At 71.9% G+C, this 12867-nt stretch carries 13 protein-coding genes; all 13 read left to right on the top strand.

Going from position 1 to position 12867, the window contains the following annotated elements:
* The first annotated feature begins 29 nt into the window (after positions 1-29).
* The 13 genes from rpoZ to AB4Z18_RS07575 all read left to right on the top strand — a co-directional run bounded on the left by rpoZ (position 30) and on the right by AB4Z18_RS07575 (position 12842).
* Positions 30-293: a DNA-directed RNA polymerase subunit omega gene (gene rpoZ, locus AB4Z18_RS07515; protein ID WP_441782061.1), complete on the top strand. Its 264-nt coding sequence runs from the start codon at positions 30-32 to the stop codon at positions 291-293.
* A gap of 98 nt (positions 294-391) precedes the next feature.
* Entirely contained in the window at positions 392-1696 is a 1305-nt protein-coding gene (locus AB4Z18_RS07520; RefSeq protein ID WP_441782993.1) for a bifunctional phosphopantothenoylcysteine decarboxylase/phosphopantothenate synthase, read from the top strand.
* Positions 1697-1787: 91 nt separating this feature from the next.
* Complete coding sequence (gene metK / locus AB4Z18_RS07525; RefSeq protein WP_441782062.1) at positions 1788-2981, top strand: methionine adenosyltransferase; 1194 nt, start codon at positions 1788-1790, stop codon at positions 2979-2981.
* A gap of 2 nt (positions 2982-2983) precedes the next feature.
* Complete coding sequence (locus AB4Z18_RS07530; protein ID WP_441782063.1) at positions 2984-5113, top strand: primosomal protein N'; 2130 nt, start codon at positions 2984-2986, stop codon at positions 5111-5113.
* 63 nt (positions 5114-5176) lie between these two features.
* Positions 5177-6112 carry a methionyl-tRNA formyltransferase gene (gene fmt / locus AB4Z18_RS07535; RefSeq protein ID WP_441782064.1) on the top strand — a complete coding sequence of 312 codons (936 nt, stop codon included), beginning with the start codon at positions 5177-5179 and terminating at the stop codon, positions 6110-6112.
* 98 nt (positions 6113-6210) lie between these two features.
* Positions 6211-7569, top strand: coding sequence for an RsmB/NOP family class I SAM-dependent RNA methyltransferase (locus AB4Z18_RS07540; protein ID WP_441782994.1), 1359 nt, complete (start codon positions 6211-6213; stop codon positions 7567-7569).
* A gap of 9 nt (positions 7570-7578) precedes the next feature.
* Complete coding sequence (gene rpe, locus AB4Z18_RS07545; RefSeq protein WP_441782065.1) at positions 7579-8271, top strand: ribulose-phosphate 3-epimerase; 693 nt, start codon at positions 7579-7581, stop codon at positions 8269-8271.
* Positions 8272-8293: 22 nt separating this feature from the next.
* Complete coding sequence (locus tag AB4Z18_RS07550) at positions 8294-8557, top strand: phosphoribosyl-ATP diphosphatase (protein ID WP_441782066.1); 264 nt, start codon at positions 8294-8296, stop codon at positions 8555-8557.
* Positions 8558-8605: 48 nt separating this feature from the next.
* Entirely contained in the window at positions 8606-9445 is an 840-nt protein-coding gene (gene hisG, locus AB4Z18_RS07555) for an ATP phosphoribosyltransferase (protein WP_441782067.1), read from the top strand.
* Positions 9445-10209 carry an imidazole glycerol phosphate synthase subunit HisF gene (gene hisF, locus AB4Z18_RS07560; RefSeq protein ID WP_441782068.1) on the top strand — a complete coding sequence of 255 codons (765 nt, stop codon included), beginning with the start codon at positions 9445-9447 and terminating at the stop codon, positions 10207-10209. Before hisG ends, hisF begins: the two co-directional genes overlap by 1 nt.
* Positions 10206-10589, top strand: coding sequence for a phosphoribosyl-AMP cyclohydrolase (gene hisI, locus AB4Z18_RS07565; protein WP_441782069.1), 384 nt, complete (start codon positions 10206-10208; stop codon positions 10587-10589). The genes hisF and hisI overlap by 4 nt, the downstream gene beginning before the upstream one ends.
* Positions 10586-12127, top strand: a complete 1542-nt coding sequence (locus AB4Z18_RS07570) for an anthranilate synthase component I (RefSeq protein ID WP_441782070.1) — start codon at positions 10586-10588, stop codon at positions 12125-12127. Before hisI ends, AB4Z18_RS07570 begins: the two co-directional genes overlap by 4 nt.
* Complete coding sequence (locus AB4Z18_RS07575) at positions 12117-12842, top strand: Trp biosynthesis-associated membrane protein (protein ID WP_441782071.1); 726 nt, start codon at positions 12117-12119, stop codon at positions 12840-12842. The genes AB4Z18_RS07570 and AB4Z18_RS07575 overlap by 11 nt, the downstream gene beginning before the upstream one ends.
* The last annotated feature ends 25 nt before the right edge of the window (positions 12843-12867 follow it).

Here is a 12867-nt window from a genome sequence, read left to right on the forward strand (position 1 = left end):
CCGATCGCACAGAGCAAGGAGCACCTCGCATGGCTACCAGCAACAACGGCATCATCGACCCGCCCATCGACGAGCTGCTGTCGCGCGTCGAGTCCAAGTACGCGCTCGTGATCTTCGCCTCGAAGCGCGCGCGCCAGATCAACGACTACTACGCCGACCTCCACGAGGGCAGCCTGTTCGACAACGTCGGCCCGCTGGTCGACTCCTCCGTCGACGACAAGCCGCTGTCCGTCGCGCTGCACGAGATCAACGAGGACAAGCTCGTCGTGAAGCCGATCGCCGCCTCCGAGTAGGAGCGCAGCCGCAGCAGCCTGTACATAGCAGGACACCCGCAGGACGACCGCAGCCGGGAGCGCCCGGCCGAGGAGAGGTGCCGCCGTTGAGCCCACGATTGACCATCGTCGTCGGAGTGACCGGCGGCATCGCCGCGTATAAGGCCGTCGGTGTCATCCGGTCCCTGGTCCTCGAGGGTCATTCGGTCCACGTCGTCGCCACCGAGAACGCCCTGCGCTTCGTCGGCCGGCCGACGCTGGAGGCGATCAGCCGCAACCCGGTCGCGACCGACCTGTACGAGGGTGTGGCCGAAGTGCGGCACGTCGCCATCGGGCAGTCCGCCGACCTCATCGTCATCGCGCCTGCCACAGCGAACACCATCGCGAAGCTCGCAGCCGGGCTTGCCGACGACCTCCTCGGCAACACGGTCCTCGCGTCCACCGCGCCGCTGGTGATCGCACCCGCGATGCACACCGAGATGTGGCGTAACCCCGCCACGGTCGCGAACATCGCGACGCTCCGCAGCCGCGGGGTGACCGTCATCGGTCCCGCGAGCGGGCAGTTGACCGGCGCCGACTCCGGCCCTGGGCGGATGGAGGAGCCGGAGGTCATCGTCCGTTCCGCGCTTCGGGCGGCCGGCGCGACCCCACGCGCCGTGGAACCGCCGGCGCCCGCCGCCCTCCCCGCCGGCGCATCCTCCCTCAACGACGTCGTGGTGCTCTCCGAGCGCCGTCGCGCCAACGAGGCCGCGCGCAGGCCGCGCGGGGGCGTCGACCTCGCGGGCAAGCGCGTCGTGGTGACCGCCGGCGGCACGCGTGAGCCGCTCGACCCCGTTCGATACCTCGGCAACCGCTCCAGCGGTCGTCAGGGCGTCGCCATCGCGAGCGCCGCACAGGCGCGCGGCGCCGACGTGGTGCTGATCGCCGCGCACCTCGAAGTGGAGCCGCCTGAGGGTGTCGAGCTGATCGAGGTGCAGACCGCCCTGGAGTTGCAGGAGGCCGTGCAGGAGGCCGCGCGCGCCGCGGACATCGTGGTGATGACCGCGGCCGTGGCGGACTACCGGCCCGCGGAGACCCGCGACGCGAAGATCAAGAAGTCCGACCACGGCGAAACCCTCACGCTCGAGCTGGTCGTCAACCCCGACATCCTCGCCGGCCTCGCTGCCCACAAGCGCGACGACCAGGTGGTCGTCGGCTTCGCCGCCGAGACCGAGCCCGACCCGCAGGCCCTCATCGAGCTCGGCCGCACGAAGCTCGCGGCCAAGGGCAGCGACTTCCTGGTGCTCAACCAGGTGGGCTGGACCCACGGCTTCGCAACGGAGAGCAATGAGGTCGTGGTCCTGCGGAAGGGCGGCGATATAGTGATGGAGGCCTCGGGCAGCAAGCTGTCGGTGGCCGACCGTATCCTCGACGTCATCGCATAGCGCGGTGGCGCTTGGGGAAGCGAAGCGGTTCTGCGTCCCCAGCGCCGAGGGAGCCTGCGACCGAGGTCACATCCATCACCCAGGGAGAACAATGGCAGATCTGCGTCTCTTCACGTCCGAGTCCGTCACCGAGGGCCACCCGGACAAGATCTGCGACCAGATCTCCGACAGCATCCTGGATGCTCTGCTCACCGTCGACCCGCACAGCCGGGCCGCGGTGGAGACGCTGGTGACGACGGGCCTCGTGCATGTCGCCGGCGAGGTGACCTCGAACGGGTACGTCGAGATCCCGGCCCTGGTGCGCAACAAGCTGGTCGAGATCGGGTACGACTCGTCCGACGTCAGCTTCGACGGCACCCAGTGCGGCGTCTCCGTGTCGATCGGCGCGCAGTCGCCTGACATCGCACAGGGCGTAGACAACGCCCTCGAGACGCGCGCCGAGCAGAGCCACGACGACCTCGACCGCCAGGGCGCGGGCGACCAGGGCATCATGTTCGGCTACGCCACGACCGAGACGCCGCAATACATGCCGCTGCCGATCTGGCTGGCGCACCGGCTCGCCGAGCGGCTCGCGGAGGTTCGCAAGGACGGCACGCTCGACTACCTCCGTCCCGACGGCAAGACCCAGGTCACCATCGGGTACGAGGGTGCGGTGCCGAAGTCGGTGCAGACGGTGGTGTTGTCGACGCAGCATGCGCCGCACGTCAGCAACGAGCAGCTTCAGGCCGAGATCGTGGAGGAGGTCATCAACCCGGTGCTCCACACCGCGGGTCTGGAGACCTCGCACATCCGCACGCTCATCAACCCCACCGGCCGATTCGAGATCGGCGGGCCGAAGGGCGACGCGGGGCTGACCGGCCGGAAGATCATCGTCGACACCTACGGCGGGGCATCCCGGCACGGCGGCGGCGCGTTCTCGGGCAAGGACCCGTCGAAGGTCGACCGTTCGGCCGCGTACGCCATGCGCTGGGTCGCGAAGAACGCCGTCGCGGCGGGCTTCGCCGACCGTCTCGAAGTGCAGATCGCGTACGCGATCGGCAAGGCGGCGCCCGTCGGACTGTATGTGGAGACGTTCGGCACCGCCAAGGTGCCCGAGGAGCGCATCATCGGCGCCATCCGTGACGTCTTCGACCTGCGTCCGGCCGCGATCATCCGCGACCTCGACCTGCTGCGCCCGATCTACGCCAGCACGGCCACCTACGGTCACTTCGGCCGCGAGCTCCCGGACTTCACCTGGGAGCGGCTCGACCGCGTCGACGACCTGCGCTCGGCCGCGGGGATCTAGGGATGGCGGCGGCCGCTCGGGTCGCCCGGGTGGTCCTGGACTCACCGCTCCCGCAGCTCGACCACCTCTTCGACTACAGCATCCCGGACAACCTGGCGGCGGAGGCCGTGCCGGGCGTGCGCGTGCGCGTGCCGCTCCGGTCGGCGGGCCGCGTGGCGGACGGCTACCTCGTCGAGGTGGGCGAACCGGACGACGGGTACGAGGGCACGCTGAGCCCGCTGGAGGCGGTCGTCTCGCCCGCACGGGTGCTGACCCCAGGGGTGTGGCGGCTCGCGCGGCGGCTCGCGGACCGCAGCGCCGGGACGGCCAGCGACATCCTGCGACTCGCGGTGCCGGGGCGGATGGTGCGCGTGGAGAAGGCGTGGCTGGCGGCGCGGGCCGCGGCGGCCGCGCCGCACGCGCCGAGTGGTGAGTCGTCGTCGGAATCTGGGGCGAGTGGTGATGAGCTGTCGCAACTCGGAGGGGCGCCGGACGCGCGTGCGGACACGACGGGCGCGGCGGGCGCGGCGGGCGCGTTCGCGGTCCGCGGGTACGGCGACCGGGTGCTCGAAGACGCGGTCGCCCGCGACGAGCGGATCGCACTGCGCGCCATCCCGAGGCTCGTCCCGCTGCCCGACGGCACCTGGGTCGGGGAGTGGGCGGTCACCCTGGCGACGCTCGCGGCGGACTGCTGGCGCGGCGGCCGCACCGCCATCGTCGCCGTGCCGGACCACCGCGACCTGGAGCAGCTGGCGGCCGCGCTGGCGACCGTGGCGCCCGCCGAAGCCGTGGTGCGAGCCGACGCCGGCCAGACGAACCCCGACCGCTACCGCGGGTTCCTTGAGGCGTTGTCCGGCCCGCGCATCGTCATCGGCAACCGGTCCGCGGTCTACGCGCCCGCCGAGCGCCTCGGCCTCCTGGTCGTGTGGGAGGACAGCGACCCGCTGCACGCCGAGCCGCTGAGCCCGTACGTGCACACGCGGGATGCCGCGCTCGTCCGCCAGGAGCTCGAAGGCTGCGCGCTCGTCGTGAGCGGCAACATCCGGAGTGTGGAGGCGCAGCGCCTCGTCGAGCTGGGCTGGCTGCGCGACATCGGCCCGGAGCGCGTGCAGACGCCGAAGGTCGTGCTCACCGCCAACATGCAGGCGCCCGAACCGATGGCCCGCGCGGCGCGCATCCCCTCGACGGCGTGGCGGACCGCGAGGGAGGCGCTCGACGGCACGAGCGGCCGGCCGCGCGGCCCGGTGCTGGTGCAGGTCGCCCGTCCGGGATACGCACCCGTCATCGCGTGCGCCAAGTGCGGTCAGGCGGCGCGGTGCACGACCTGCAAGGGTCCGCTGCATCAGTCACGGGCCGGCGCTCCGCCGTCCTGCACGGTGTGCGGCCGCCTCGCGACGGACTGGCAGTGTGAGCACTGCGAGCACCGGCGCATCCGGCTGGTCACCGTCGGCTCGGGCCGCACCGCCGAGGAGCTCGGGCGCGCGTTCCCGGGCACGCGCGTCATCCTCGCCGACGGCGACCACCCCGTCCAGCGGGTCGGTGCCGCCCCGGCGTTGGTCGTCGCCACCCGCGGCGCGGAGCCGATCGCCGAGGGCGGCTACCAGGCGGTGCTGCTGCTCGACGGTGAGCGGATGCTGGCGCGCGAGAGTCTGCACGTCGCCGAGGACTGCCTACGCTGGTGGCAGAGCGCAGCGGGGCTCGCCGCGCCGGGCGCTCCGACGGTGCTCGTCGGCGTCGGGGGACCGCTCGCGCGTGACTTCGCGACCGGGCGGCTGGTGGACTTCGCCCACGAGGAGCTGGCCGACCGCCGCCAGCTGCGTTTTCCGCCGGCCGTGCGGCTCGCCTCCGTGACCGGAGCTGAGGCGACCGTCGCCGAAGTGCTGGCGGCGGTCGATCCCGAAGCCTTGATCGACGTGCTGGGTCCTGCGCCGGTGGAGCCGGAGGCGAACGGGTCGCGCAGTGCAGCGTCCCGACCGGACCAGGTGCGCGCCGTGCTCCGGTTCGAGTACGCGCAGGGTGCCGAGGTCGCGTCCGCCGTCCGAGCCGCGGTGGTGAAGAACGCGACCCGCCGCCGCCGCGCCCCGGCGGGCAAGGCGGGGTACCGCCCGGCGCCGACGCTCCGCGTCCGCTTCGACGACCCCGAGATCCTCTGACCGACGGGCCAGACTTGGGCGGAGTATCCTGGATGGCCGTCCCGACCGAAAGAACCTTCACCCATGCGCATCGTCTTCGCAGGCACCCCCGCTGTGGCCATCCCGTCCCTCGAGGCGGTCGCCGCGCGCCACGAGGTGGTCGCCGTCGTCACCCGTGAGGATGCGCCGCTCGGCCGCAAGCGCATCCTCACGCCCTCGCCCGTCGCCGAGGCGGCCGACCGCCTCGGTCTGCAGGTCATCAAGGCGAATCGTCTGGGGGAGTACGTCACCGCGCAGCTCGCTGACCTGCAGCCGGAGCTCGGCGTGGTCGTCGCCTACGGCGGCCTGGTGCGCGAGCCGCTGCTGTCGCTGCCCCGGCTCGGCTGGGTCAACCTCCACTTCTCGCTGCTGCCGCGCTGGCGCGGGGCCGCTCCCGTGCAGCGCGCGGTGATCGCGGGTGACGCTGAGACGGGCGCCGCCGTGTTCCACCTGGTGCCGGAGCTGGATGCGGGCGACGTGTACGCCGAGCTGCGGCGCCCGATCGGGCCGGATGAGACGGCGGGCGACGTGCTCGCCGCCCTCGCCGCCGACGGGGCGACGCTGCTGGCGGACACGACGGACGCGCTCGCGGCCGGCACCGCGGTCGCCACACCGCAGACCGGCGAGGTCGTCCTCGCGCCGAAACTGAGCCTCGACGACGCACGCCTGGACCTCACGCAGCCCGTCGAGGCGGTCTACGCCCGCCTGCGTGGAGTCACCCCCGAGCCCGGCGCCTTCGTGCTGCTGGGGGAGGAGCGGTTCAAGATCCACGAAGCTCGCGCGGCAGCCGGCGAGGCGCCGCTTCCGGCGGGCGTGGTGGAGGTGCGGGATCGCCGCATCCTCGTCGGCACGGGGTCGGAACCGCTGGAGCTGCTGACCGTGCAGCCCGCCGGCAAGCGCGCCATGCCAGCGGCCGACTGGCTGCGCGGCGTAGCAGTGGCGGCCGGATCGGCCTCCGACGCCACGGTGGTGTTCTCGTGAGCGGCGCACGCAACGGCGGGCGCGGAGGCGCCAACCGCGCCCAGGGCCGCTCACAGGGACGACCCGCGGGCCGCTCCAACCGCCCGCCGGAGACCGCAGTGCAGCCGGCTCGCCAGGTGGCGCTGGATGTGCTCCTCGCGGTTCGCGAGTCCGACGCGTACGCCAACCTCCTCCTCCCGACCCGCATCTCGCGCGCCGCACTGTCTCCGGCGGATGCGGCGCTCGCGACCGAACTCACCTACGGCACCCTGCGCATGCAGGGCTACTACGACCGGGTGATCGCAATCGCCGCCGGGCGACCGGTCGACCAGATCGACGCCCCGCTGCTCGATGTCCTGCGGCTGGGCGCGCATCAGCTCCTGAACACCCGGGTCGCGCCGCACGCCGCCGTGAACGAGTCGGTGGGGCTCGCCCGGACGGTCGGAAGCCGGTCGGGCACGGGCTTCGTGAACGGCGTGCTGCGCGAGATCGGCCGGCACACTCCCGACGAGTGGCGGGAGGAGGTGGCGTCCCGTGCGAAGAACGAGGACGACCGCCTCGGCGCGCTGTACTCGCATCCGGTCTGGGTGGTCCGCGCGTTCCGCCGGTCGCTGGATGCCGAGGGCCGCGCCGACGAACTCGAGGCGCTGCTGGAGGCCGACGACGTGGCCCCGCGCGTCAACCTGATCGCGCTCCCGGGTCTCGCCGACCTGCCGGACGACGCGCGTCCCGACAGGTTCTCGCCGCCCGGGTTCACGGCAGCGGGCGGCGATCCGCAGGCGATGGTGGAGGAGGCCGACGGGCGCATCCGCGTGCAGGACGAGGGATCGCAGCTGGCCGCTCTCGCGCTCACTCGTGCGCAGCCGGTGATCCCGGGCGAGCGCTGGCTCGACCTCTGCGCAGGTCCCGGGGGCAAGGCGGCGCTGCTGGCCGCCGAGGCGCTCGCGGGCGGAGCGTCACTGGTCGCCAACGAGCTCGTGCCCGCGCGCGCCGAACTGGTGCGCCGTGCGCTCGCGCCCGTCCCGCTCGACGTGCCGGTCTGGGAGCAGGACGGCACAGTCATCGGCGAGGAACATCCCGAAGCGTTCGACCGCATCCTGCTGGACGCCCCGTGCACCGGTCTCGGCGCCCTGCGCCGCCGCCCGGAGGCCCGCTGGCGGAAGACGCCACGCGACGTCGCCGAGCTCACCCGCCTGCAGACCGACCTGCTCGACTCGGCCATCGCAGCGCTGAAGCCCGGCGGCGTTCTCGCGTACGTGACCTGCTCGCCCCACCTGGCCGAGACCCGGGGGATCGTCGTGGATGCGCTGGAGCGCCACGGGGACGTGCTGGAGGCGCAGCCCACGGCCGAGACGGTTCAGGCGTTCACCTCCGAACGGCTCGATCTGGCCGGCAACCCGGACACGGTCCAGCTGTGGCCGCACCGCCACCTCACCGACGCCATGTTCATCGCGCTGCTGCGCAAGCGATCCGCCTAGGCTGGAACCATGGCATCGACCCCCTCCGCCGACCGGATCGACTCGCGCGCCCGCATCAACCCGAGCATCCTGGCGGCCGACTTCGTCAATATGCAGAGCGAGTTGGAGCGCATCGCGACCGCCGACCTGGTCCATGTGGATGTGATGGACAACCACTTCGTGCCCAACCTGACCTTCGGGCCGCAGATGGTGGGCCGCATCCAGGATGTGAGCCCCATCCCGCTGGATGTGCACCTGATGATCGACGACCCGGACCGCTGGGCTCTGGGCTACGCCGAGCTGGGCGCGTACTCGGTGACGTTCCACGCCGAGGCGGCGCACGACCCGGTCTCGCTCGCGCGGCGCCTGCGGGCGATCGGCGCGCGGGCGGGCATCGCGCTGAAGCCCGGAACCGGTGTCAAGCGCTACCTGGAACTCCTGGACGAGTTCGACCAGGTGCTCGTGATGACCGTCGAACCCGGCTTCGGCGGCCAGTCGTTCATGCCCGAGATGATGCCGAAGCTGCAGCTGCTCCGCGAGGCGGTGCAGGCGCGCGGCCTCGACGTGTGGCTGCAGGTGGATGGCGGCGTCACCGAAGAGACGATCGTCACGGCCGCGGCGGCCGGCGCCGACACCTTCGTCGCCGGGTCGAGCGTGTTCCGGGGCGAACCCGCCGAGCGCATCGCCGCGCTGCGCGACGCCGCCCTCGCCCACGCCCACTGACCCGGACCGCTACGCTAGAACGGTGAAAACCTTCGACGACCTCTTCGCCGAACTCCAGCAGAAGGCGGAGTCCCGTCCGGAGGGCTCGGGCACCGTCCGCGAGCTCGACGCCGGCGTGCACGCCATCGGCAAGAAGATCGTCGAGGAGGCCGCCGAGGTGTGGATGGCCGCCGAGTACGAGTCCGACGAGGCGATGGCCGAAGAGGTCTCGCAGCTGCTCTACCACCTCCAGGTGCTGCTGCTCGCGAAGGGTCTCACCCTGGCCGACGTGTACCGACATCTGTGATGGCTCGACCCCATCCACTTGTCCGATCACGTCACGAAAGACTCCACCATGCTGAAGATCGCCGTTCCCAATAAGGGCTCCCTGTCCGAGACCGCGGCGCAGATGCTCCACGAGGCCGGCTACGTCGGCCGCCGCGACCCCAAGGAGCTGATCGTCACCGATCAGCGCAACGGGGTCGAGTTCTTCTACTTGCGCCCGCGCGACATCGCCACCTACGTCGGCTCTGGCGCGCTCGATGTCGGCATCACCGGCCGCGACCTGCTCCTCGACTCGGGATCGCCCGCCGCCGAGATCACGGCGCTCGACTTCGCCGCCTCGACGTTCCGGTTCGCCGGGCCCGCCGGGCTGTTCACCGACCTCGCAGAGCTCGAAGGGAAGCGCGTCGCGACGAGCTACCCCGGGCTGGTCGGCGCCTTCCTGGCCGACAAGGGTGTGAGCACCTCCCTGATCAAGCTGGATGGCGCGGTCGAGTCCGCGGTCCGGCTCGGTGTCGCGGACGCGGTCGCCGACGTCGTCGAGACCGGCTCCACGCTCCGCAAGCAGGGGCTGGAGATCTTCGGCCCGGTGATCCTGGAGTCGGAGGCCGTGCTCATCTCGTCCGCCTCGCCCGCCGCCGGGGTGGACACGCTGGTGCGGCGCCTGCAGGGCGTCATGGTCGCGCGGCAGTACGTGCTGATCGACTACAACCTGCCCGTCGCGCTGCTGGAGAAGGCTGTCGCGCTTACGCCGGGCGTCGAGTCGCCGACGGTGTCGCCGCTGGGCGAGCCGGACTGGGTGGCCGTCCGCGTGATGATCAAGCGCGAGCAGACCAACCACATCATGGACGACCTGTACGAGCTGGGCGCCCGCGCCATCCTGGTCACCTCCATTCACGCGGCGCGGATCTGATGGGCGTCGCGGTCCGGGTCATCCCCTGTCTCGACGTGGCCGCGGGCCGCGTCGTGAAGGGCGTGAACTTCCAGAACCTGCGCGACCAGGGCGACCCGGTCGAGCTGGCCCGGCGGTACTTCGAGCAGGGCGCAGACGAGCTGACGTTCCTGGATGTGACGGCCACGGTCGACGACCGCGCCACCACCTACGACGTGGTGCGGGCGACCGCCGAGCAGGTGTTCATCCCGCTGACGGTCGGCGGCGGCGTGCGCAGCCCGGAGGATGTGGCGAAGCTGCTCGGCCACGGCGCCGACAAGGTGGGCGTCAACTCCGCCGCGATCGCCAGGCCCGAGCTGATCGCCGAGATCGCCGCGCGTTTCGGCGCACAGGTGCTGGTGCTGTCGCTGGACGTGAAGCGGTCGGCTGCGACCCCGTCGGGGTTCGTGGTCACCACGCACGGCGGCCGCACCGAGACCGACCTCGACGCTCTGGAGTGGGTGACCCGCGCGATCGAGCTGGGCGCGGGGGAGCTGCTGGTCAACTCGATCGACGCCGACGGCACCAAGGAGGGCTTCGACCTGGAGCTCATCCGCGAGATGCGCGCGCTCAGCAGCGTCCCGGTGATCGCCTCGGGAGGCGCAGGCGCGCTGGAGCACTTCGTCCCGGCCATTCAGGCGGGAGCGGATGCCGTGCTCGCGGCGAGCGTGTTCCACCAGGGTGAGCTGACGATCGAGCAGGTGAAGGACGAACTGGCTGCGGCCGGGATGGAGGTCCGCCGATGAACACGGCAGCGAGCGACGTGGTCCTGGAGCGCATCCGCTTCACCGATGCAGGGCTGGTGCCGGCGATCATCCAGCAGTGGGACACCCTCGAGGTGCTGATGATGGGCTGGATGGACGCGGAGGCGTTCCGCCGCACCATGAGCGAGGGCCGGGTTACCTTCTGGTCACGCTCACGCAAGGAGTACTGGCGCAAGGGCGACACCTCCGGTCACGTGCAGTACGTGAAGGGCGCCGCGCTCGACTGCGACGGCGACACCCTGCTGATCACGGTGGAGCAGATCGGCGCGGCCTGCCACACCGGCACGCGCACCTGCTTCGACGCGGATGTGCTGGAGCCGGCCGTCGGGGCGAGTCCGGAGATCGAGGCGGGCGACCTGTGATCGACACGGCCGCGGGCACGACCTCCCGCCCGGATTTCGACGCGCTGGTCGTCGACCACCGCGTCGTGCCGGTGATCCGGGAGCTGTTCGCCGACGGGGAGACCCCGGTGGGCATCTACCGGAAGCTGGCCGCGGGGCGTCCGGGAACCTTCCTCTTGGAGTCGGCCGAGCAGGGCGGCATCTGGTCGCGCTTCTCGTTCGTCGGCGCGGCCTCCTTCGGCGTGCTGACCCAGCAGGGCGACGAGGTGCGCTGGCTCGACTACGGCCTGCCGGCCGAGCGCGCGCTCGGCACCGCCGCATCCCTCCGCCCGTTGCAGGCCCTCGCGGCGCTGCACGCCCGCTGGCAGAGTCCGCGCATCCCGGGCCTCCCGCCGCTGACCGGTGGCCTCGTCGGCTTCATCGGGTGGGAGGCGATCCGCCAGATCGAGCGGCTGCCCGACGCGCCTCCGGCCGATGTGGATGTGCCCGGCCAGGCGCTGGCCTTCGCGGCCGACCTCGTGGTCATCGACCACCGGTCGGGCACGGTCAAGCTGATCGCGAATGCGCTGGCCGACGGCGCGGACGACACGGACACCCTGTGGGCGGATGCGCAGCAGCGTCTCGATGCCATGCAGGAGCGGCTCGCACAGCCGTCCGAGGCCTGGCTCGAGGAGGTCGACCTCGGCACCCCGGCGGAGGCCGTCTCGCACACGCGCCGCGACGACTTCCTCGGCGCGGTGGTCACGGCGAAGGAGCGCATCGTCGACGGCGACATCTTCCAGGTCGTCATCTCGCAGCGGTTCGAGCTCGAATGCACCGCCCCGGCGCTCGACGTCTACCGGGTGCTCCGCGCACTCAACCCCAGCCCCTACATGTACCTGCTTTCGCTGGAGAAGCCGGACGGTGAGGCGTACCAGATCGTGGGTTCGTCGCCGGAGGCGCTGGTGAAGGTGCAGGAGGGACGCGCGTTCACGCATCCCATCGCCGGCTCCCGGCCGCGCGGCGCGAACCCGGAGCAGGACCTCGATTTGGAGGCGTCGCTCCTCGCCGACGACAAGGAGCGCGCCGAGCATCTGATGCTCGTCGACCTGGCCCGCAACGATCTGCTCAAGGTGTGCGAGGCGGGAACGGTCGAAGTGACGGAGTTCATGCGCATCGAGCGTTTCAGCCACATCATGCACATCGTCTCCTCGGTCGAGGGCGACCTGCTCCCGGACGCGACGGCGATCGACGTGTTCCGGGCGACGTTCCCGGCCGGGACGCTCTCGGGTGCGCCCAAGCCGATGGCGCTGCGGATCATCGACGAGCTGGAGCCGGTGCAGCGCGGGGTCTACGGCGGCGTGATCGGGTACTTCGACTTCGCCGGCGACGCTGATCTCGCCATCGCCATCCGCACGGCCACGATCATGGGCGGCGTCGCGCGCGTGCAGGCGGGCGGGGGACTGGTCGCCGACTCGGTGCCGGAGAGCGAGTTCCAGGAGTCGCAGAACAAGGCGGCGGCGCCGCTGCGGGCGGTCGCCGTCGCGAACGCCATGAAGCGGGTGTCCCGTGGCCGCTGAGAGCGGGATCGGCCGCAGGGTCAAGTACTCCACGATGCTGCTGCTCCTCGTGGGCAGCGGACTCGCCCTCCTCGCCGCGACGCAGCCGTGGTTCGCCATCCGGCTGACCGACACGGCAAACCACGCCAGCACGATCACGGTCGCCGGCTCCGTGGCGGCACCAGCGCTGACGGCGCTGTCGCTCGCCGGTCTCGCCCTGACGGCGGCGCTGGCGATCGCCGGTCCGGTATTCCGCATCGTGCTGGCCCTGCTCGGCGTGCTGCTGGGCGTCTCGGTGATGATCTCGGCGATCACCGCGGTGTCGGATGCTGTGGGCGCCTCGTCCGCGGCGATCACCACCGCGACGGGTGTGGCCGGTGAGGCGTCCGTGCGGCGCCTCGTGCAGTCGGTCGAGACCGAGCTCTGGCCGTGGCTGGCGATCGTGGGTGCGGTGCTGATCATCCTCGCCAGCGCCGCCGTGGTCGTGTTCTCGCGCCTGTGGCCCGGCCCGTCGCGCAAGTACCAGACCCGCTTCGCGGGCGAGGACGGTCGCCCGGCCGACGAGGTCATGGCCGAAGCGGCGGACGACACGCCCGACGCCGCTCCCGCGACGGACGACGACGAAGCGCGCGCCGCCGCGGAGTCGCCGGAGGTCGACCGCCCGGGCGGTCTCGACCGCGACACCGCGATCGACAGCTGGGACGAGCTCACCCGCGGCGACGACCCCACCCGCTGACGCCGCCACGAGACGGCGTCCTACT

Origin of the sequence: Leifsonia sp. 2TAF2 (assembly GCF_052115085.1) — a bacterium.
Lineage (GTDB): Bacteria > Actinomycetota > Actinomycetes > Actinomycetales > Microbacteriaceae > Leifsonia.